20 protein-coding genes are annotated in these 21,552 nt (G+C 58.4%); 7 read left to right on the top strand and 13 right to left on the bottom strand.

Going from position 1 to position 21,552, the window contains the following annotated elements; translation table 11 throughout:
* The first annotated feature begins 511 nt into the window (after positions 1 to 511).
* Positions 512 to 847, top strand: coding sequence for an aconitase family protein (locus GSQ93_RS38660; protein WP_158935648.1), 336 nt, complete (start codon positions 512 to 514; stop codon positions 845 to 847).
* Positions 848 to 890: 43 nt separating this feature from the next.
* On the opposite strand, the gene GSQ93_RS10610 is transcribed toward GSQ93_RS38660, so the two are convergent.
* On the bottom strand, positions 891 to 1,595 hold the full coding sequence (locus GSQ93_RS10610; RefSeq protein ID WP_158935611.1) for a TetR/AcrR family transcriptional regulator: 705 nt from the start codon (positions 1,593 to 1,595) through the stop codon (positions 891 to 893).
* Positions 1,596 to 1,755: 160 nt separating this feature from the next.
* Here GSQ93_RS10610 and GSQ93_RS10605 point away from each other — a divergent pair, with 160 nt between their 5' ends.
* Both GSQ93_RS10605 and GSQ93_RS10600 read left to right on the top strand, forming a co-directional pair.
* Positions 1,756 to 2,598, top strand: a complete 843-nt coding sequence (locus GSQ93_RS10605) for a fumarylacetoacetate hydrolase family protein (RefSeq protein ID WP_158935610.1) — start codon at positions 1,756 to 1,758, stop codon at positions 2,596 to 2,598.
* Between the two features lie 74 nt (positions 2,599 to 2,672).
* Positions 2,673 to 3,659 (top strand): VOC family protein, encoded by a 987-nt coding sequence (locus GSQ93_RS10600; protein ID WP_158935609.1) that lies wholly within the window; start codon positions 2,673 to 2,675, stop codon positions 3,657 to 3,659.
* A gap of 90 nt (positions 3,660 to 3,749) precedes the next feature.
* Here GSQ93_RS10600 and GSQ93_RS10595 read toward each other — a convergent pair whose 3' ends face one another.
* Positions 3,750 to 3,908: a hypothetical protein gene (locus tag GSQ93_RS10595; protein ID WP_158935608.1), complete on the bottom strand. Its 159-nt coding sequence runs from the start codon at positions 3,906 to 3,908 to the stop codon at positions 3,750 to 3,752.
* Positions 3,909 to 4,420: 512 nt separating this feature from the next.
* On the opposite strand from GSQ93_RS10595, the gene GSQ93_RS10590 reads away from it, so the two are divergent.
* Together GSQ93_RS10590 and GSQ93_RS10585 are read left to right on the top strand one after the other, a co-directional pair.
* Positions 4,421 to 4,669, top strand: coding sequence for a DUF4148 domain-containing protein (locus tag GSQ93_RS10590; RefSeq protein WP_158935607.1), 249 nt, complete (start codon positions 4,421 to 4,423; stop codon positions 4,667 to 4,669).
* A 461-nt stretch (positions 4,670 to 5,130) separates the two neighbouring features.
* Positions 5,131 to 5,676 (top strand): MarR family winged helix-turn-helix transcriptional regulator, encoded by a 546-nt coding sequence (locus GSQ93_RS10585; protein WP_254073833.1) that lies wholly within the window; start codon positions 5,131 to 5,133, stop codon positions 5,674 to 5,676.
* Between the two features lie 28 nt (positions 5,677 to 5,704).
* Here GSQ93_RS10585 and GSQ93_RS10580 read toward each other — a convergent pair whose 3' ends face one another.
* The 7 genes from GSQ93_RS10580 to GSQ93_RS10550 form a co-directional block, all read right to left on the bottom strand.
* Positions 5,705 to 7,165: an aldehyde dehydrogenase family protein gene (locus tag GSQ93_RS10580; protein WP_158935605.1), complete on the bottom strand. Its 1,461-nt coding sequence runs from the start codon at positions 7,163 to 7,165 to the stop codon at positions 5,705 to 5,707.
* Positions 7,166 to 7,222: 57 nt separating this feature from the next.
* On the bottom strand, positions 7,223 to 8,335 hold the full coding sequence (locus GSQ93_RS10575; RefSeq protein WP_158935604.1) for an amidohydrolase family protein: 1,113 nt from the start codon (positions 8,333 to 8,335) through the stop codon (positions 7,223 to 7,225).
* 84 nt (positions 8,336 to 8,419) lie between these two features.
* Positions 8,420 to 9,283 carry a fumarylacetoacetate hydrolase family protein gene (locus tag GSQ93_RS10570; RefSeq protein WP_158935603.1) on the bottom strand — a complete coding sequence of 288 codons (864 nt, stop codon included), beginning with the start codon at positions 9,281 to 9,283 and terminating at the stop codon, positions 8,420 to 8,422.
* A gap of 34 nt (positions 9,284 to 9,317) precedes the next feature.
* Positions 9,318 to 10,580 carry an MFS transporter gene (locus GSQ93_RS10565; protein ID WP_254073832.1) on the bottom strand — a complete coding sequence of 421 codons (1,263 nt, stop codon included), beginning with the start codon at positions 10,578 to 10,580 and terminating at the stop codon, positions 9,318 to 9,320.
* 82 nt (positions 10,581 to 10,662) lie between these two features.
* Entirely contained in the window at positions 10,663 to 11,160 is a 498-nt protein-coding gene (locus GSQ93_RS10560) for a flavin reductase family protein (protein ID WP_158935602.1), read from the bottom strand.
* Positions 11,157 to 12,083, bottom strand: coding sequence for a VOC family protein (locus GSQ93_RS10555; protein ID WP_158935601.1), 927 nt, complete (start codon positions 12,081 to 12,083; stop codon positions 11,157 to 11,159). The genes GSQ93_RS10560 and GSQ93_RS10555 overlap by 4 nt, the downstream gene beginning before the upstream one ends.
* Positions 12,084 to 12,096: 13 nt before the next feature.
* Positions 12,097 to 13,341: an acyl-CoA dehydrogenase family protein gene (locus GSQ93_RS10550; protein WP_158935600.1), complete on the bottom strand. Its 1,245-nt coding sequence runs from the start codon at positions 13,339 to 13,341 to the stop codon at positions 12,097 to 12,099.
* 112 nt (positions 13,342 to 13,453) lie between these two features.
* Here GSQ93_RS10550 and GSQ93_RS10545 point away from each other — a divergent pair, with 112 nt between their 5' ends.
* A complete protein-coding gene (locus GSQ93_RS10545; protein ID WP_158935599.1) occupies positions 13,454 to 14,476 on the top strand; it encodes an amidohydrolase family protein in 1,023 nt (340 codons plus the stop codon).
* A 151-nt stretch (positions 14,477 to 14,627) separates the two neighbouring features.
* Positions 14,628 to 15,563 (top strand): LysR substrate-binding domain-containing protein, encoded by a 936-nt coding sequence (locus GSQ93_RS10540; protein ID WP_158935598.1) that lies wholly within the window; start codon positions 14,628 to 14,630, stop codon positions 15,561 to 15,563.
* Positions 15,564 to 15,616: 53 nt separating this feature from the next.
* Here GSQ93_RS10540 and GSQ93_RS10535 read toward each other — a convergent pair whose 3' ends face one another.
* From GSQ93_RS10535 to GSQ93_RS10520, 4 genes are all read right to left on the bottom strand, one after another.
* Complete coding sequence (locus GSQ93_RS10535; protein ID WP_254073831.1) at positions 15,617 to 17,248, bottom strand: FAD-dependent monooxygenase; 1,632 nt, start codon at positions 17,246 to 17,248, stop codon at positions 15,617 to 15,619.
* 270 nt (positions 17,249 to 17,518) lie between these two features.
* Positions 17,519 to 18,610: an amidohydrolase family protein gene (locus GSQ93_RS10530; RefSeq protein ID WP_158935596.1), complete on the bottom strand. Its 1,092-nt coding sequence runs from the start codon at positions 18,608 to 18,610 to the stop codon at positions 17,519 to 17,521.
* 303 nt (positions 18,611 to 18,913) lie between these two features.
* Complete coding sequence (locus GSQ93_RS10525) at positions 18,914 to 20,257, bottom strand: MFS transporter (RefSeq protein WP_158935595.1); 1,344 nt, start codon at positions 20,255 to 20,257, stop codon at positions 18,914 to 18,916.
* 64 nt (positions 20,258 to 20,321) lie between these two features.
* Positions 20,322 to 21,401, bottom strand: coding sequence for a porin (locus GSQ93_RS10520; RefSeq protein ID WP_158935594.1), 1,080 nt, complete (start codon positions 21,399 to 21,401; stop codon positions 20,322 to 20,324).
* Positions 21,402 to 21,552 lie beyond the last annotated feature (151 nt).

The raw sequence follows: 21,552 nt of genomic DNA, 5'->3' as shown, positions 1-21,552 counted from the left end.
CGATCTGACAACGGTACGCGACAATCTCCGACACGCTTCGATCTCGACGACGTCGGTCTACTTGCATAGCGACGAAGTGAAACGTGCCAAACAGATCCGCGAAGCGTTCGCTGCCAGGCGAACTGCGCTGAAAAAAGCTTGAACGGATTTTGTGTTCCGTTGCTCGCGTACCCTGAGCTTCGAGTTGTCGCCATAAAGGCGTTCCCGCTGCCTGAAAGAGACCAGACAGGAAGTACTTGATTTAATGCGATTTTTTTATAGGGCCGTTTTGCAAAGCCGCATGGCGCCTACGCGCTGCTATCCCCGCAAAATGCAACGAAATCAAGGGGACCCCTCGATTCGGTGCGCGCGGGCATCGCGCGCTGAGACTCGGACCCGCTCGAAGACGCCATCGCCGAGGCGCAGGCGTGCGCTGGCGAGGTGCGCACGCCTGAAGAGTTGCTCGCGCATCCGCACGGCGCGCATCTAGCGAGCTGCCCGATCGCAGAGGGTTGCCCGCAGCGTGCGCGCGATGGTCGTGCCGGGCTCGGGATCAGTGCGTCGACAGGCCGAAGCGAAAGGCATCGTGGACACGGTGAAGAGCGCCGATTTTTATGGGCGCGAGCCGGGTTTCTCCATGTGTTTCGCAATGAACGACGACTTCCTGCAAGCGGGCGACGGCCTTACGCACGCGAAGCATTCGATCGTCTACTTGCGGTTTAGCTTCTTGTTCGAAATCTCACAAAGTGAGCGCCCTATCGAATTAGCAGCACGTTCCAATCCAAGCGCTTCGAGGCTCGCTCCGCGGCTACTACGGGCGGATCCGGATCTTCGTGACAGAGGTGCGCGCGTCGCCTTAGTGCGCTGATACCGATTTAGTTGAAGACCCGACTTTAGTTGTTTGAGCGCTATTACTCAGTTCGACCCTGCATTGCTCCAATACCTTCAATGCTCTCGAAAATTGAACCAAGCGGCTTGGGACACGCGACCAGCGTCGAAAACGCCATGCTTCGAGCTTCTATCGCCTCTATGCCAAGCGCCAACAACAACGAGTAAGTCATATTCTCCGCGTAATCCTGAGGGGCTCGATCCGAGAGCAACGTCTCGATCCCGTACATTATCGTGCCTAGCGATATGTCGCGAGCTACCGTGACTTCCGATACGTGAAAGCGCCTAGCATCGATACCTAGCTGGAGGTCGCGCGTCATGTATTCGTCGAGAAGCAATCCGCGAGAACCCCGCTTCGTTCCTACCCGCGTAATGAATGCGCCCCAAAGTGGATAAAGCTTGGCCATATGCATGTACAGACGAACGCCTGTCACCATCCGCATCGCAGGGTCATCGATAGTGCGCACGACCGGGTCTATCACGCGTAACACTCCGTCGCTGATTTCTCCTGCCACTGCTGCTAGCAACTCCGAGGTCGTTTGAAAGTAATTATAAAACGTTCCCCTTGCCACGCCTGCAGCCGCAATGAAATCGTCGATAAGTGGCGCATCCGCGCCTTTGTTCGCGAACACCCTCAGCGCGCTTTTTATTAATCTCATCCGGGTTTTCTCCCGTCTGAGGGCTCCCACGCGTGTCTGGTAGTTCGTGCCGGCCTCGTTCTCTTCCATAAGCTTCTCTATTGATTTTGCAAAACGTGTCCGTAGTATCGGGGTTTATCCTACACCGCATCTAATTGACGGATTTGTCATTTCATCTAAAATGACTTTTATACGTCGCTCAATCAAACATCAAGCAGTCGTCTATCGCAACAAGGATCAAGGAGTAACTATGCGGTTTGTAAGTTTTGAGAAAGACAACAAGGCCGTGCTCGGAGTGCGGGAAGGTGACAAGGTTCGCATCGTCAGTGACGAGTCCCTCGAGTCGCTCTTGGCTCGCGGAGAAGATATCAAATCGTTGGCCGAGGACAGTTTTGCAGGCGAGACCGTGTCTGCTCAAGACCTCAAGTTTCTGCCGCCACTACGAAAGCCGCCGAAGATTCTGTGCGTGGGCCTTAACTTCGCCGACCACACCAAAGAAAGCAATTTCGAGCAACCGGCCTATCCCACGCTATTTTTGCGAGTCAACACCAGCCTTGTTGCTCACGATCAACCCATGATTCGTCCGCGCGTCACCGATTCTGAGGGCCTTGATTACGAGGGTGAAATCGCAGTTGTGCTTGGCAAAGGGGGGCGGCATATTAGTCGCGACGACGCGCTCTCGCATGTAGTCGGCTATTCTCTTTTCAACGACGGTTCGGTGCGCGAGTATCAATTCAAAACGCCGCAGTGGACGGTTGGAAAAAACTTCGATGCGACCGGCGCCTTTGGTCCCGACCTCATCACCGCCGACGAACTTCCACCGGGCGCGGCAGGCTTGCTGCTAGAAACTCGGTTGAACGGCGAAGTGGTTCAGTCGGCCAATACCGACCTGATGGTGTTCGATGTCGCATCCCTGATCAGCATTATTAGTGAGGCCATCTCACTTGAGCCAGGTGATGTGATTGTTTCCGGCACTCCCTCGGGTATCGGCTGGGCCCGCACGCCAAAACTATTGATGAAAGCAGGCGATGTCTGCGAAGTGTCCGTCGAAAAAATGGGTACATTGCGCAACGTGATTGCCGACGAGACCTGATACGGCCAAGCCTCGCATTTTTGACGACCGGGGGCAGAGCCGGCAGCTAACCATGCAATGCAGTGGAGACAACCATGGTAGAACTTCCAATTGCGCGTCCGGACGCAAGCGTTCATTCAATCGATCATTACGCGCTTTATGTCCCTTCAATCCCTGAGGCGGAGCGGTTTTTTAGTGCGTTCGGCCTCGATGTCAGCCACTGCGGGCAGCACGCACAGGAGTTGGAACTGCGCGCTGCTGACGGGTGGCGCTGGGCGCGCGTGTTGCCATCATCCAGCAAATCGCTGGCTTATTTGAGCTTTGGTTGCTTTGATGGCGATCTCGAACCCATCCGGTGTCAAGTGGCAGCCGCGGGGGCCAGACTGGTCGCGCCCCATCCGTCCGTTCTCCCGGAAGAAAACGTTGTGGGCTTTTGGTTCAACGACCCCGATGGCAACTTGGTCCAAGTGAAGCCTGGCCCGAAGACAAGCCCTCAAGGCAAGACTTCGACTCTCCTGCCGATCGGGACACCCGATGCACGAGGTTCGCACCCGCGCTCCGCCGCAAAGATTGTTCGTCCGCAGCGGCTCTCGCATGTGCTGCTTTTCTCACCCAATGTCCTCCGCGCCCTCGACTTTTATGGCAAAGCGCTTGGCCTGCGTCTATCCGACAGGTCGCTTGACGTCATTGCATTCACGCATGCTCCCCACGGGAGTGACCACCATCTCGTAGCATTCGCCAAGAGCACGGCACGCGGTTGGCACCACGCGGCATGGGACGTGCCAAACGTCAACACTGTGGGCTTGGGCGCGTCGCAGATGGCCGCGGCCGGATATACCGAAGGCTGGGGCACAGGCCGTCATGTATTAGGCTCTAACTACTTCCACTACGTGCAAGATCCGTGGGGGTCGTTCTGCGAGTATTCAGCCGACATCGACTTTGTCTCCGCAGGTTACGAGTGGCCAGCCGGCGATTTCGCACCTGAAGACTCGCTTTATCTCTGGGGACCTAGTCTGCCTGGGAATTTTATCCACAACACAGAAGCCCCGGCCGATGTAGCTGGCGTTGTTCCGGAAGGCTAGCCCTCTTCTATTTCTAATTCTTCGTACAGCTTGCGTTGAGATTGTCCGTGCCAGGGTTCAACGCGCTTACGCGGCGAGATTTCACACAGCCTAGCCATTCACGCTCGGCGTGGAAGTCGTGGATTCCGTCTTGTCTAGCAAACGCTGTCCACCCTCCGTCTCAAACGCGGCTACAACGTGGCCGCGCTCCACCAACGGCGCGCGCTCTGCCCCTCCCGCGTTGTTTTCCACGATCAAAAGATCAAGCACATCGTCCAGGCTCCCGTACTCGGTAAGGACGTCGGAGTAATATCGTGGCCGCCATTCAGATACAGAGCTCCGGACGATGGGTTGCTTCCCAATCGACTGCGACGTGAAAACAGATCGTTGGACACGATTCGCGTCACGCGCGACAAAGGCAAATAGCTTCTAGACCGCATGCCGTTTTTTGACACTTACTTAAAAGATCACAACCAACCCTCTCGATGGACCGAATCGCTCCGATTGCAAGCTCGTCTTCGTCTACCAAGGCCTGCTGAGCCATATTCCTTGTTTGCCTCGTCTGGGCGGCTACCGATTAGCGGGACAGTTCCTTCTGTACGTCACCCTGACACTTACCAACGACTGAATGGCGAGCTACAGTCGAATTCGATTATTCCGAAACAAGCAATAAAGTATTAAGGGATTACCCCTATATTAGAATCACGTAACGCGCTAAACTTGTGATCATCTGTCGGTTTTGATAGACATCATAAACAACTTGGGCGGCCGTTCCGTTAATCATGAACATCTTCTACATTTCCGTTTTGGTCACAGCGTTGGGAGCTATAGCCCCGAGCATCGTGCATGCGCAACCCGCTGCTGGCGACACGTCGCTTAGCCGGGAGCAGGTCAAGCAGCAGCTTAAAGATCTGCGCGCGGTTGGATACCAACCAGGTGACTGGGGCCATTACCCGGAAAACATTCAAGCGGCTCAACGCCAGATAACCGATGGAAAAACTGGTGGCTCCCAGATCCCTCACTTGAACTAATTTTTGGACGCAACGTCGCTGTCGGAATGGGTAGACAAAGCCGGATTGCGGCATGCTGAGTGGACCTGCAGCTTTGGCAAACTGACTGCCTGTACCGGCAACACCGTTGTTGCAATACATTAGACATCAGACGTATATCCCAAACGTTGAGTCTCGGAAACACAGCCCTTTCCCCACACTCCGTGGGCGTGCATCACTCCGCGAAATCGCGAGTCAAACCAAGTTATGAATTTCGCGCGTCATCAGCGCGCACCTCTCGCCTTGTTCTGGGCCTTAGCAACCTTCAACCATTTATCTCTGAAATTCATCAATTTCGACCGCGATCCTCATGCCGTCCGAGCGGTTGCTTAAGCTATCATCTGGGTTCGATCTTGCTGCGGCATATGCCCTCCATGTCCAAACTCAAATCCTCGTCGCCCGATACTGTTAGCGGCTCTACAGCAGTTACGAAGTCACCGGCCGTGAAATCTCAGATAGGGCCTCGTGAGCGCCGCGATCACGATCTGGATCATTCGGTAGGCTATCTGCTTAACCGTGCAGCCAGCATCATCGCCGCCCGCTTCAGCGACGACCTTAAAGCGTATGGCATCAACCTGCAAACATGGCGCGTGCTGGCGGCGCTTCGCCACGAAGATCACCAGACATTGTCTGATCTGGCTAGCCATACCGGCTCGGAACTGTCGTATCTGTCGCGGGCGGTGAGCGCGCTTGAAACCAAGGGATATATCCGACGCCGCGAGTCACCGTCCGATCGTCGAAACATTCATTTATCGATCACCGTGGCGGGGGCAGCGATCGTCAGTGAACTTGCTCCGCGCGCATGGCAAATCGAGAGCATGTCTCTCAAAGGTGTCACGGCAAGCGAACTTGCGGCCACGCTGAAGACGCTTCGGGCGGTCTACTCGAATCTCGTCGATAACTATGAAGACGCGTCCGCCGTCAATCGTAAGCTGACAGTTGCGCGCCGCGTTCGTCGACGGGAAGCGCGCGACGGGGTATCCGACTAAAGCTTGCTCAATTGGTCCAGTCGCTGGCTCAATGCACGCGTTGCACAAAGTCTTGCGTTATCTGCTTGTATTCAAGAAAGTCCTCCACTGACGCGAGGCCGCCCAGACGCCCCGAACCGCTGGCCTTGAAACCACCTTCCTCAAATTCAACCGCCAGATTCGCCCAGCTATTGATCGAGACAAGACCGACGTGCAAGCGTCGCGCAACGCGTATCGGGCGATCGACATCGCGGCTCCAGACGCACGCACTCAGGCCATAATCGCTGTCGTTGGCCATCGCGATAGCCTCGTCTTCCGTATCAAAAATCTGCAGGGTCTGGACCGGCCCGAAGGTCTCTTCGCGAGCGATGGGTAAGCTCGGATCGTCGATTTCAAGTAGCGTCGGTAAATAAAAGGCGCCGCGTGCAAGCGCTGGATCGGTCGGTGGACCTCCGCGCACCAGAGGACGCGCGCCGGCGGCAATCGCCGCTTCAACTGCTGCATCGACACGTTTTACCGCCGCCTTGTCGATCAACGGACCCATCTGGCTTGACTGGTCACACGCCGGGCCAGCCCTCACAGCACGCAGACGCTCGGCAAGCGCCGCCTTGACCGTCTGCGCGACCTCGCGCTGAACAAGAATGCGGCTGCCTGTCATGCAAAACTGACCCGCGAACACAGTGCAAGATTTTTCGAGCACGGGTAGCGTTGCGGATACATCGGCATCATCGAAAATCAGATGGGGAGTCTTGCCGCCTAGTTCGAGCCCGACGCGTTTTAGGCGGTCCGCCGCGGCCCGGGCGATTGCGCGCCCGGTCGAGGTGCTGCCGGTAAAGCTGATCGCCGGCACCAGAGGCGAGTTAACGAGTCGCCGTGCACCGTCAGCACCAGACTCTATAACGATGTTCACCACCCCTCGCGGAATATCGACCACGGATTCAACGATACGGCCAAGCAGCGCAGCCGTCTGCGCCGCCTGATGCGGCATCTTGATGACCGCCGTGCAGCCCGCGGCGAGCGCTGGCGCTAGCGCGCGGATGCAAAGGTAAGCCGGGGAATTCCATGGGATGATCAGGCCGGCGACCCCGGCCGGCTCGCGGATCGACATTGCCTGCTGTCCTGGACGGCTTTCCAGCACGCGTCCGAAGTTGTGCATCGCGAGGCCTGTGGCAAAGCGCAGCGCCCGTGGGATCAACGACGCTTCGAATGTCGCCTCAGGGCGAATCTTGCCGTTCTCGCGGCATAACGTGTCGATGACCTGATCGAGCTGGGCTTCGAACGCGTCAGCAAGATGGCTCAGCGCGGCTGCTCGACGATGTGAGTCGCTTCGCCACACGCTGCGCTGAAAGGCATCGGCAGCGGCGTCGATGGCCGCCTGCATGGTCTGCTCCGGTGCATCGTAAAAATATCCGATCACGTCGCCCGTGGCTGGATCGATACTTTCGCGGCGGGGACCCTCGTCCAGCCATTCCCCTGCGACCCAACTCCGTGCTTCATGCGCTGCCGACATCGAGATTCCCCTTGTCCAAAAGAAGTCAATTGATAGATTGGTGGGTCAAAGGCCCTGCTAGCCGGCCGGCGTGCGTGCGCCGTCACGGGCTACGCGATCAAGCAGCCGCGCGGCATTGCCGCCTTCGACCGCCCGCAATTCGCCTGCGCTAAAACCCACGTCGCGCAGGCCTGCCAGCGTTGCCTGCATGCCGTGCTCGGGAACGAACGGAAAATCCGTTCCCAGTAGGACGTTGGCGGGCGTAACCAGTTTAAGCAATGCGGCCATCGAAATAGGATTGGCCGATATGGCGGTGTCGTAGTAAAGACCACGCAGGATCGGCATGACGCCCTGCGGCACATGGCGCGCGAGGCCCTTGTCCTGGGCGCCCAGAATCGCCATACGCGTAGCGAGAAAAGGCACGGTCCCGCCGGCGTGTGAGAAGATGAACCGGATGTCCGGACAACGGTTGAATGTCCCCGAAAACATCAGGCTGGCGACCGTGCGCGTGGTGTCGTGCGGGAACTCGATCAGCGAGTCCGGTTCGTCCGGCAGCAGGCCGCGGTTGCAACTGCAGGACGTCGGATGCACGTAGACGACCGCCTTGCGTCGATTGAGCTCGTCGAATACGGGAACGAAGTCGGCGTGGCCGAGGTATCGGTCGTCGTAGTTCGTCATCAGACCGATTCCGTCTGCCTTTAAAGTATCGAGCGAATACTGAATCTCCTTTAGCGCCGCGGTCGCGTCCGGCAACGGCAATGCGGCGAACGCGCCGAACCGGGTGGGATGGTCGGCTACCATCTGCGCCGAAAATTCATTGCACGCGCGCGTGAGGCGCCGTGTCTTGGCCATTTCCGGCATCCACAGCGGCGGCGCCGACACCACCGCGGTCGTAATGCCCTGTCGGTCCATCACCCCAAGGGAATCCTCGATTTTCCACTGCGGCGCAATCCGATTCGGCGCGGGCGCGCCGATAGCCACCTCGCCCATGGTCTCCCGAAAAACTGCAGGCAGAAAATGATGATGGACGTCGATCCTCTGAACCGTCGCGGGAGCGCCCACTGCCTGTGCCATCCCCGGCACGGCACGGCCGGCGAGCAAGGCCGCCGCCATCATCCCGAACTTGCGTCGCGCAGGGCGCAGCGCATGCTCGCCTTTTGGATCGACGATGCCGTCGTTGTCTCGATGCATATTGTTTCCCGAATTAAAGCAGTGACGCGTCGCTGCAAAGCGGAACGAGTCACCTATTGCGTCCGCGCTCGATGGGCGAGAGTGTTAGACGGCTTCGGCGACCACGCGATTCTCGATCGCGCCGATTCCATCGATTTCGGCGCGCATGATGTCGCCAACGCGCAAGTAAGTCGGGGGACTCATCGCGACGCCTACACCTGACGGGGTTCCGGTTGCCAGCAGATCACCCGGTTCGAGCGTAAAGGCTGCGGAAAGGTGAGCGACCTGGGCGAAGATGTCATGGATCATCGAGCCTGTTTCGTCGTCCTGCCGTAACTCGCCGTTCACCCACAACCGCAGACGGAGTGCAAGCGGATCCCCAAGCTCGTCGGGCGTGACAATCCACGGTCCGGTCGGACCACAGGTGTCGAACGACTTGCCGATCGTCATGGTCTGGGTGGCGAGTTGCCAGTCGCGCACCGATACGTCGTTGCACACCATATAACCGGCGATGAACGCCTCCGCTTCTTCGCGCTTCACGTGCTTGCAACGCTGTCCGATCACAGCACACAACTCGACCTCATAATCGAGCTGGTCCGATACCGCCGGCAAGTGGACATCCCCGAACGGGCCGTTGACGCAGGACACCTGCTTATTGAACCAGACCTGCGTCGGCGGCGTGTGCACGCCCACCTTGGCAGCCTCCTCCACATGCTTGCGATAATTCATGCCGATGGCCAGAAACTTCGATGGATTCGGCAGCGGCGCAAGCAATTCGACCTCCGAAAGCGCTACTGCGTGGTCGCCACGCACAGCGTGCGCGCGCGCCATCGCCTCCGGACCGGCTTGCAGCAACTCCAGCATGGTTGCGGGCAACGCAGCGTCATTGCGCGGCAGGTCGATTACCTGGTCGCCGTCCACCTTGCCAATTGATGTTGTGCCTTGATATCGATACGTAACGAGTTTCATTGATATGGATAGTCAAATAGAGAAAAAAGGAGGGTCAAGCAAGGCTCGCGGGCGACCGGCCTTCCTTGACTCGTTCAGCGTCATTCGTGATTACTGGAAATGGATAGCTACGCGGCAATCGCGTCAGCAAAAATGCGGCGCAGGCCAGCACGGCAACAAAGGCAATCAACGCGGGACGGTAGGATCCCGTCGCGTCGTATGTGGCCCCCATCACGAACGGTCCCAGCCCGGTGCCGACGGTGAACACTGCGAATAAATAGCCGTAGATTTGTCCGAACGCGCGCAAGCCGAAATAACGGCTTTGCAGATAGGCAATCAGGTCGACCTCAGCGCCCATGCCAAGGCCGACGAGCACCGCGCCAACGGCGGTGAGCGAAGGGTCGCTGCTGGCCAGTAACGTCACGACGCCCAGCAACGGCAGCACGACGAACGCAATGGCGACGTGCGGACCAAAGAAACGATCAAGCAGGAAACCGCATAAAAGACGCCCAACGATCAGCGACGCCCCGATGCCCGAGAAGACGGCAACGGCGCGACTCGCAGGGATTCCGCGATCAGTCAGCAGGGGCACGAGATGCACAATCGTTCCATTTGCAACGATCGGTATGCAGAGAAAAACCGCCGCCAGCATCCAGAAATGCGACGAACGCACGGCCACTGCCGCTTCAATCCCGGGCGATCCGCGAGCGTGTGCTTGAGCCGCCTCGCGGGTCGTGCCGCCCGAGTCGCCAATGAATAGCCCGACGGCGACGAATGCAATGACGAACACTGTCGCGCCGATCGCGACATAGGCGCCCCGCCACCCCAGGTGGTCGAGGTAAAGCTGTGTCAACCTGGGCACAAGCGCCGCGCCCAGGCCGACGCCTGTCATGGCAATGCCCATGGCAAGGCCGCGCCGCCGGTCGAAGGTCGCGGCGATTGCTTTGGCGTATGGCAAGGGTGCCTGCCCGGCGCTGAAGAGCCCCACTACTGAAAACATCGCAAGAAAGACCGCTGGAACGGCGGGCGCAAGCGACATCGACGCAATGGCCAGCGCGAACAGTGTGATTGCAGCCAGCGTAATCCGCTTGATGCCCCGACGGTCCATCAGCCTGCCGGCAACGGGTGTCCCGAGCGCGGCGCAGATCGACCCAAGCAGAACGGCGGCCGACACCATGCTGCGACTCCAGCCGAGCTCGGCCATGATCGGCTTCATCAGCACGGACGCCGAAAACTGCAGGATGGTCACGTTTCCGACGATCAGTCCGAGAACCGAGCCGAATACGATCCACCATCGATTTCTAAAGATACTGCGCACGATTGTCTCCAGTTTACTTTCTGCTTCTTCAGCGGCCAGCCACTGCGGGCCGGTTCCGTTGTGCCATTACGCCATTACGCCGTCATGCAGCGGCGCCATGCTCCATGAAGCGCCCGGCATGAAACAACAGCGGCGACTCGCTGCCATACGAGAAACGCTCGACGTGGCCAAGAATCATCACGTGGTCTCCGTATGTCTCGATGGCAGTCGTCCGGCACTCGAAGCATGCGAGCGCATCGCCCAGCACCGGCACATCGCCCAGACCGGCCTTCACTCGGTGGCTGTAGGGGGCGAATTTGTCCTCCGAGGGACGCGCGAAATGCGATGCGAGCTCTTGCTGATCGGCGGCAAGTATGTGCACCGCGAAGTATCCAGACGTCCTGAATATCGGCAAGCTCGGCGCCCGGTCGTTCAGATACCACGCGACCAACGGCGGATCGAGCGAAACCGAGCAAAACGAATTGATGGTCAGCGCTGCCTTACGCCCATCTGCGGTGCCGGTAGTGACTACGCAGACACCGGTGGCGAAGCGGCCCAGCGCATTGCGCAGCTCGCGGCTATCGACGCATGGCGTGCTCATGCTTTTTCCTCAATTTGTTCATCGATGGATTCGGGCGCTGCATTGGCACCCGCGCCTGTAAAACAGCGTGGATCGCGCGTAGAGCTCCAATAGTCAAGGGATGTCGGGGACGGCTCGATGCGTCGCGGCGCGCGTGGAAATTCTTCGGGGAAAGCTTCCATGCCGAAGCTGTATTCCATCGTCATGCCGTCTGGATCGAGAAAATACAAAAATATGCTGTCGGAGGCTGGATGCCGCCCCGGTCCGAAGACCACGTCCGAACCGGCGGTCTTTAAACGCGACAAAGCACGGCCAATATCGTCGATCTCCGTCACCATGTAATTGACATGGTGAAGACAGTGGCGCTCGTATTTGGCGATCCCTATCCCGTGGTGATAGGGATTAGGCCAGCAGCGCATGAACGTGATGAACTCGCCGACCGAATCCGATTCCCTAAAATTCAGCACGTCACGCCAGAACTCAACAGCGCGCGCCGCGTCGGGAGTATTGAACACGACGTGCCCAAGCCGCTGGATGCGTGCCACCGACGGCTGAAACGGGCGCGCCGAATCATGCGACGGAACATAGAACTCAATGGTCGCGCCGACGAGCGGCTCGAACACACGGACCGCACGAAGCTGCGCGCGCACCCGGCATGTTTGCAGATCGGTTTCATGCACGCGGAGTCCCGCGCTAGCGAGACGTTCGATAAGCGGCTCGAATTGCGTCATGTCTTCCAGCATGAAACCAGCGCATCGCAGACCCGCTTCCGGGGCCGCGTACAGTACGACGCTGTGGTGATCCTGGTCGCAGCGCAACTGGACGCCGCCATCAGCGCCCGTATCGACATATTGCAGTCCCACTACTTCCTCGTAGAAGCGGCGAGCCCGTTCCAACTGGGTCACATTGAGTTCTACTCGTCCCAGTTTCCGATATCGGACCATCGAATTTTCTCCTTCAGTACTGGCCGCGCGGAGGCTGGCCGAGCCGCATTTGTCCATACATCGTCGAGACCGCGTTCCAGTTGACGCTGATGTGGTGAGCAAGCGCGTTGATGTCGCGCCAGGCCCGCTGGATGCCGTTATCCAGCTGGATACCGGTGCCCCCGACGACGTCGTAGAGTGCATTGATTGCATCGACACAAAGATGGACCGAATACGCGTGGCCGCGTCGCAGCGTGATGCGTTGTTCCACACTCAGCTTCATGCCTGCGTCGACCAGATCCGTGGCGAGCTGCAAATCGCGCTGAAGAATCAACTGCGCGGCATCGATCGCCGCTTCAGCTTGCGCCACGGCCGTCTGGACATGGCCGAATTGGCCAAGTGAGGCGCCCCCACCTGCGAATGCGCCACGGGTGGCACGGGCGGCAATACCCTCGACAAATTCGTCTACTGCGCCGCGCAACGCCGCAACGGCCGGATTGGCGAGCAACGGGGGAAAACCGCTCAGGAAGGGCACGCGATACAGCGCTGAATCGTGGAAGTCCGCCCCAGGCGCTTCCTGCTCGAGAACATCCTTGAACGACACGGTGCGATGCGCCGGAACGAACACTTCGTTGTCGATTGCGATGTCCTTGCTGCCGGTGCCGGCAAGACCCACGGTGTGCCACGTATCGACGATCCGGTAGTCCCCCTTCGGCACGAGCAGGAAAATTGGCCTGGGGGGCTCGCCTTCGGCCTGCGCGACCATTGCACCCAGCGCCAGCCATTGCGCGTTGTCGCTATTGCTGCCGAAGCCCCAGCGACCTTTGAACATATAACCGCCCTCCACCGGCACGGCTTTACCCGTCGGCGCGATGCAGGAAGCGAGCAGCGCGTCGGGCGAATCGCCCCAGACGTCTTGTTGCGCTTCCTCCGGAAACATGCCGAGCACCCACGATGCCGCAGCACTGAGTCCGTAGCACCAGCCCGTCGACGTACATCCGCGGCCTATTTCAAAAGCGAGGCGGCGCAGCGCCTCCAGGCTCAGTTGATAGCCGCCGAAACGGCGTGGCTGAACAACCCGGTAGAGGCCAGCTTCTATAAGCCGCTGCGTAACGTCGGTCGAGACGCGCCGGTCAATTTCGGTTTGACGGGCGCGCTGCGCCACGACTAAACGCATTTCTCCAGCGGCATCGAGCAAGCGCGCAAACCGCTCGTCGTCTGAAAGGAAAGTGTCGGCCGGAACAGCCTGACGTTCAAGGACGCTTGGCATTGATGTCATTTCTAAAGTCTCCAAAACTATTGCAAAAGCAACCAAACCGTGATCGAATTAAAGCCGACAATGGTTGGTTTTGCAACCTTTAATACGATCCTCCGCATTAGGAGTTACCCGAATGACCTCCCCCTTTCAACAACACCTATGCGGCTGTATCGACATCCATACGCATGTCGTCCCGCACGATTTCCCGGCTTACGTGGGGAGCCGGCCGGATGCGCCCTGGCCGTCCATGCGCAGCGCTCAGCCGTGCCACCGGCACGTGGTCATCTCCGGCAATGTGTATCGAACGGTGTCGGATCAGGCGTGGGATATCAACGTTCGGCGCGACGACATGGAGAGACTCGGCATTGAGCGGCACGTACTGTCCCCCATGCCGGAGCTGCTTTCGTATTGGCTCGATCCAGAGGACGGCGCGATGTTGTCGCGCTTCCTGAACGAAACGCTTGCGAACATGGTGGCACTGGCGCCCGACCGGTTCAGCGCGCTCGGCGCGGCGCCGCTCCAAAACATAGATCGGGCAATTCGGGAACTTGAATTTGCGGTCGGCGAGCTGCGGCTGGCCGGCATCGAAGTCGGCAGCAATGTGGGAGGCGTGCCGATCGGCGATCCTCGTTTTTGGCCGTTCTTCGAGGCAGCGGAGGCGTGCGGCGCGGCTATCTTTGTTCATCCATTGCGTCCCGCCGGCATGGATCGGCTGGTGGGACCCGCTTCGCTCGAACAGATCGTCGCTTTCCCGGGTGAAATCGGACTGGCTGCGGCGTCGATCATTACGGGCGGCCTGTTGGCCAAGTTCCCGCGCTTGCGCATTGCACTGAGCCACGGCGGCGGTGCGATCCAGACCGTGCTGCCGCGCATGCAGTACGCATGGGAATGCCAGCGCGCCCTGCGCGAAGCCATTCCGATTGCACCGGTAGACGCTGCACGGGCGCTCTACTACGACGACCTCCTCTACAGCGCCACGGCAATCCGCGCACTCATCGAGACGGTTGGCGAAGACCGCGTCATGATCGGAACCGACTATCCGTTCGCGATCATGGACGCCGATCCGGCGGCACGCGTGGTATCGCTGGGACTCAGCGATGCCACACAGGAGGCGCTGCGGTGGGGCAACGCGGCTCGATGGCTCGGACTGGCTTGAGAACCTCGCCAGCGCCACCAGAAGGGCTCGGACGCCGGACGAATATGCGGGAGAGTCATAAGTTCATTGCCGGACAAATGCAAGTACGCTAGACGGGCGCTTATCTATCCAAAGATAGGCTGGTACAAAAACAATGCGAGACACTATGAAGATGCATCATTTGCGCGACTTGCTGGCGGTCGCAGAGAAAGGCAGCATCAACGCTGCCGCCAAATATCTCGGGGTGTCACAACCCGCCTTGAGCCGAAGCGTCCGCGAACTCGAAAAGGAAATGGGCGCGCCCTTGCTGGAACGGCAGGCTACCGGCGCGGCGCTTACCCCAATGGGCGACCTGTTCGTAATCCGTGCCAGTACCGCGATGAATGAGCTGCGCCGCGCGCGCGACGAAATTCAGCAGATGCAAGGTTCGGTTCACGGCACTGTGGTTGCATGCATTTCCGCCATGGGTCATCAGGCACTGCTGCCCGAAGCGCTGGATGTTTTTACCCGGCGTTATCCGAACGTCCGGCTGCGGATCATTGAAGGCGTCTTTCCCGTGATCGATGCGCGCATTCGCAGCGGCGTGGTGGACTTTTACCTGGGCCCGGCACCGGAATGCGGCACCGCGCCAGGGCTGCAACTCGAAACCCTGTTTGCGACGCGCCGCGTCGTTCTTGCGCGCAAGGAACATCCGCTTGCGGGCGCCCGCTCGTTGGCGCAGTTGACCGAGGCACGATGGATCTCGACCTCGATCACTTCCGAGGCTGAAAAGGAATTCTCGGGGGTCTTCTCAGGCCGCGGGCTGCCTGTTCCCAAGCTCGCGCTCCAGGCCGAGTCTGCACTGACTTGGATTACTGCCCTTCTCTCGACTGACATGCTCATCATGCTCCCGGAGCAGTGGCTCGGCTCTCCGCTCACCCGCGACCTCACCGTGCCGATTCCAATCGAGGAAACACTGGAGGGGCCATCCATGACGTTGGTTCGTCGCAGCAGTGTCCCCTCGACGCCGGCAAGCGAATACTTCTGCGATTTGCTGCGGCGAGTTGCCAGCCGTCAGAACACGACGGCGCGAGATACAGACAAGCTGCATCTCATTCGCCATGTATGACACAGGCCGAGTCCCGCGACGGCTCGGCTAAGCCCCCGCATCACAAAATGACGTCAGTGGCCGCTCACACGCTCCAACAATTGCTGGCCATTGTCCGGCCAGGAATCTCCACGCCACGCCACATGCTGGTCGGGTCGAATCAGTACATAGCGCGCGCTGTATAGCTCCGCCAGAGTCGAGTTCTCCGGAGAAGAGACCGTCAGGGGGATCTTAGTCTTGGTTGCGTCATGCGTAGCCTGCCTGATGTTGAGATCGACGTCGTCGGCTTTCCAATCGGTCACCAATAGCGTAAAGCCCTGACCGAATCCATCGTAAAGCGAACTACCGTCTTCCATCCACGCGTGCGGGGCAACGCACCCAGGACTGGCCGACGGTACGTATTGCTCGCCGCCCTGCGGGGCAATAGCTGAACCGTCCGATACCACGAGCGACGACTCGCCATAGTGATACCCCAGCACGACACGCAGGTTTAAAAACTCCCGAGCCTTAGTGAGTTGAATGTGCTGGCTCGCTTCATCGCGGAGCTGCGCGCCCTCAGCAGTCAGGTCTTCTAATCCCGGTTGAAACACTTGCGTTCCGATCAGAGAGTGGTTCGCAACTGCCTCGTCCATAACGAAGTTATGCACGGGGCGTCGTTCGGCCTCGTAACTGTCCATCAGGCTGGATCCGCCCCAACCTTGCAAGGTCGCCGCCATTTTCCAGCCCAGATCGACCCCATCAGCAATTCCCATGTTCATTCCATACCCTCCCATAGGTGGGTGCAAATGACAGGCATCGCCAGCGAGAAAGATGCGCCGATCGCGATATTTGTCGGCAATGAGACGACTCGCCACCCATTCATCAGTACTCAGAACCTCATAAGGAAGGTCAATGCCGGTTGCCTTGCGGATCAAATCGGCCGCTTCGAGGTTGGTCAGTTTGAGATCCTTCGGAACATTTGACGGCATGAAAAACCATTTATCGCCGACGTCCATGGGACCGATAACGCCCGGCGTGTCGGCGTTGACCTGCCAGTACATAATCGCCGGCCCGTGAGCGTGTGCCTCGGCAAGGCCGGGTGCGCGAAACACAATATTGTAGTTTCTCGACAGGCCGTAGCTTCCAGACATTTTCGCGCCGATCACATCGCGCACGGCGCTGCGGGCGCCGTCGGCACCCACCAGATACTCGCAACGAATCTCTTCCCTAACACCCGTAACAAGGTTTCGGATTTGCGCGTGTACTTGATCATCATCTTGCGAAAGCGACTCGTACTCGGTCGAGAAACGCACCTCTACACCGGGAAGGCTCTGCGCGTGAGAGCGCAGCACCTCTTCGAGCAAATACTGCGGAATCCACTGCGCGTGCTCGGAATAGTGTGCGTTTTTCTCAGGGTTGCAATTCAGCACGTGATCGAATTTTGCAAGACGATGACCACTCAGGCGCGTCACAAAAAGCACGTGAGAAGGATAGTCGAGCCCAAAGGGCGACGCCTCTGCGAGACGGTCAGCGATCCCCCATCGGCGCAGATGCTCCCGTGTCCGAACATTAGTCGTCTTGGCCCGGGGCGCATAACCAGCGCGATCATTTCGTTCAATCACCACGCATGGAATCGAGCGGCCACCCAGCTCGATTGCGAGCGCAAGGCCAGTCGGTCCCGCTCCGACTATGAGAACTTTTGTCTCCAACACTTTATTGTCAATCATAAGGTTTTCGCCTGGTTCCATTTGAAGCACTTCCCTCACACACGCGGGAAAAACGTGATCCTTCTTTGATGTCGATGGGCGAACGCGGGTTGTATCGAATGCTCAGTACTGTGCCTCACCAGACTGTGCAGAGCCAGATGCTATAAGCGCCGAACCTATACCCGGCACGCATATCTTCCATCGCCACACAACCGCTTCGACCATTGCACCGATCGCCCACTCGCCACCCACGAACCGCAAAGCCGGAATTCCTCGAAAACGCACTCCGTCTCAAGCGCGGACCCCGCTTTCATGCGCCGCTTTCGACAGACACGCGGGCTCCTGTTCGATATGAAACACCCGTCTCGCATTCTGGTGATAGATCGCTTCACGGTCTGCTTCGCTGATCATCACGTTGTCCATGAACGCCACGCCGGCGCTCATGGGTTGATAGGGATAGTCGACCGCCCAAATGACGTTTTCCGCGCCGACTGCTTTGATCGCACATTCGAGCGCCGGGGCTGCAGAAGCGTTGCCGTTGCCAAAGTCCGCCGCGCCGCTGGTAGTAATGGCAACGTTGCGTCGAAAGACTTCGCTGAAACGGTCACGAGGAAGTTTGCTGATCGCAGCCGCCCAATCGCAACGCCACAAATAAAAAGGGAAGCCCTCGCCCATGTGACCGATAACAATTTTCAGCTTGGGAAACTGCTCGAACACGCCGGCGCAATAAAGGCGCATGACATGAACGCTGACTTCGGTATTGAAGCCCCAAAGCGGGCCCGACATCGACGCAAGATCGAATGCGCCCGCCAATTGACTGGAAGGCGCACGCGGATGAATGTAGATAGGACGATCCAGTGCCTCCGCCGCTTCCAATATTGGCCGGTACTTTTTGAGGTCAAGGTATTCGTCGTTGGTGTGGGAATTGATGATGAACCCATTCAGCTTCAACTTTTGGATCGACCGCTCCATCTCCTGGACCGCCTTCTGCGGATCCTGAGGAGCAATAGCCGCAAGACCGCAATAGCGCGTGGGATGACGGCGAATCGCATCGGCCAGATAGTCGTTCGCAAGCTTCGCAAATTCCGGTGCCACGCCTGCTCGAAGAAGCTGAACGCCGGGCGCAGTTAGCGACAACAAGTGCATCGCAACCCCGCTCTCATCCATCAGCTTCAGCCGCTGTTGATCAAGATCCACCAGGTTATTGGCAACCGGACTCTCTTCATCGTTTTGCACGCCGAACATCTTTGCGTCGAGCGTGCTCCAGCTGCCAGCGGAAAACTCACGATACAGCTCTCTCAAAGCAGGTGTCTGGAACGCCTCTTCCGTTGCGATCCGCGGGTAGTCGATTCCCGGTTTTCGTGTCGCTTGCGAAGAAGGCACGCCGGCTGTCCTCTCCCCCCCTGAGTCTGCAGCCAGCAGCGAACCCCCATGGATAATTCGGTTGCGATTTATAGTCATGTCTACTTTTCCTCGTTTAATAAGCGTATACCTTCATTCCGTCCGCACACCTGGCCGACCCGGCTAGTTCAACCTATACGGGCCACGGCAGACTGCACGAAGCCGCCCTTTTCGATCAACGGGAGGTTCAGTGTCGAGCGTATCCAGCTTGAATACAGATGCCAGATCGAGATTGGTTATGCCCGCGACACATAGCACCTGCCTCTTGTACGTCGTGCAGATGGATTACACCGTCAAGCCGCGGGCGTGCGTTGCGGCCGAGCGGGTATGCCGATTCATTACGGCAAGAGCGATCAAGCCGGCGACCAGCATCCCGACAATGACACTGAAAAACAAAGTGCCCCCCGGTCCGCCTGCCTCAAGCAGGACACCGCCGCCTAGCGCACTTAAAATGCCCCCGACCCGACTTATGCCGACGCATACGCCAAGCGCAGTTGCGCGGTAAGTCGCGGGGTAAACCGTCGCGGCGAGTGCGTAGATGGTTGATTGCGACATGCCGCCGCCGAATCCCGCAAACACCATGGCAATATTCAACGCCGAGACTTTCGCCACGCCACCTGCGAGAAGACTCGGGAAGGCAATGCTGGCGCAGATGCCCATTGCGATCGACAGCAAAAGCAACATGCGCGATCCCGCGCGCGGTAGAAACACTGCGCAAACGAGGACGCCGAGTACGGCCGAGAATGTGTAGACCGACGTGCATCGAATGGCGGCAGGCACGTCGAATCCCGCCCCCACGAACACTGCCGGCGTCCAGGTTACATATGCAAAGGCTGCATACGACAACGCAAAGAATCCGACCCAAAGCCCTGCGTTGACACGCAGATTCGACGACGAAAGCAAGCGCGCCCCAGCTTCCGGCACTGACGCGTCGAGTCTCTTCCGGTCGCCCCCGACCGGAAGAGCGGTGACATCGCCGCCGAGCACCCGCTTGATCCAGACGAGGGCCTCGTCCTGACGCGTCTTGCGAATTAGGAACACCAGTGACTCCGGCAAGTAGATCATGCTCAACGCCGCGGCGACAGCCGTGATTGCGCCGGCCGCCACGAAAATGCTGCGCCAGCCGTACGCCGGAATCAACCATGCGGCAAGCAATCCTCCGAGCGTACCCCCAAGCATGGTTCCGATCGACATCAGGAGGACTAGCTGACCGCGTAGCGCGCGCGGGCACCACTCAGATGCGAGGGCCATCGCGGTGGGCACAGCGACTCCGAAACCGATTCCCGACATCAGGCGCAACACGATCAGTTGCGTGACCCCTCCGGCAAGCGCCGTTCCAAACGTGGTCATGCCAAACGCGGCAACGATGACGATCAGCGTGCGGCGGCAACCAAAACGATCCCCCGCGAATCCACCTATTAGCGCACCCACCGCCGTACCAATTAACGATACGGCCAATGCCGGCGCAAGTTGAGCTTTAGTGACATGCCATTCGCTTAGCAAAACGGGGCTTGCGAACGCGAGCATCTGAGCGTCCATGCCGTCGATGATCAAAACAATCAGGCAAACGGCAAAGATGAGCTTCTGTCGCGTGCTGATTGGGCGGGCATCGATTAAATCGTCAAACATGGCGTCCCCTTCGTTCTTTATGTTCCGTCTTGTTTCATCGGTACTCTCGTGATAGCGCGCGTAATCAGAAGCGGGTCGCCAGTCCTATGTTCATCGCAGCCTGACGCGACGAAGACGACTGCGAGAGGCCGTTCAGCCACGCATACGCAGGGCCGTCGCCGCCCGCCTGCTGGAACGCGGCTATCAGATAGATATCGGTGCGTTTCGACAGCCAATATTGAACCCCGGCGGAAACTTGATTCGCCTTGTTGTTGCTGAGTTGGCTATTGCCTTTCATGTACTGGTAATCGATGCCGAGAAGCCATGCATCGTTCAACCATCGCTGAGCGCCCCCCTGGACAACCCACACCTTGGCGCCCGTCAATGTGTTTTGGGTATCGGTGAACAACGCGCTCAACGTCACGTTATAGAGGTTGTACTTGATGCCCGCGCCGAAATTGCGGATGCCGTCGAGCCCGTTGTCCATGGACGGGTAGCGTTTTTCCAGATAGGCGAGCGCAGCGGAGAAATTAGTGCCTTGGTAGTTGAGCCCGAATGACATCGACCGATCTGCATTGAACGCGCCGGCTACGCCACCGAAGCCATACTGAGCGCCCCCTGAAAAGCCGTGAAAATTGGGCGATACGTATTTGACGGTGTTGTTGACACCAGCCGCGCCGAGGCTGTCAAATTCAAAGGCGCCGGTAGGGTTTTGCGGAATACCAAGCTTGGCAAAGGGCCCCTGCCTAAGGTTATAAAGGCCACCGTAATTGTAGGCACCGTCGTAGCCTGCAAAAAGCAGGTTGTCCATCATGAAGCTGTACTGGTTGCCCACTGTAATTTTTCCGTAGTTCTCGTTACTGAGACCCACCAGGGACACACGGTTGAACAACGTTCCCGGAGTAATCAGTGCGCCCGTACCCACGCTGAACTGCGATACCAACTGGAAAACCGCCTTGGTTCCTCCTCCCAAGTCCTCAGAGCCCTGAAACCCAAACACACTGGGAAAGGAATACGAATCCTGCAGCGCAGTCAGATGCTTGCCTTGTTCGTTCGTGACAAAGGCGAAACCTTCATTGAGCTGTCCGAAAAGCGTCACGCTACTCTGCGCGTGGACACTTAGCGAAACCCCCAATATCGAAGCTGCAAAGGCGATTTTCTTCATGTTGTCTCCAGTTTTTTGATTTGTATAAAAATCTGCAAGCGAACCGCGATTACCCTACTTATTTTTTTTAAATAGATATGCCGAGTTGTTATTTACCTCGTCCCCTGCGGGGTTTTCTTTGCAACACGGTTTAATTCTTCTATATTCCAAT

Source organism: Burkholderia sp. S171, assembly GCF_009766085.1.
Taxonomy (GTDB): Bacteria; Pseudomonadota; Gammaproteobacteria; order Burkholderiales; family Burkholderiaceae; genus Caballeronia.
The sequence above is the reverse complement of the archived record's forward strand: the minus strand, read 5'-3'. Positions and strand labels throughout refer to the sequence as shown.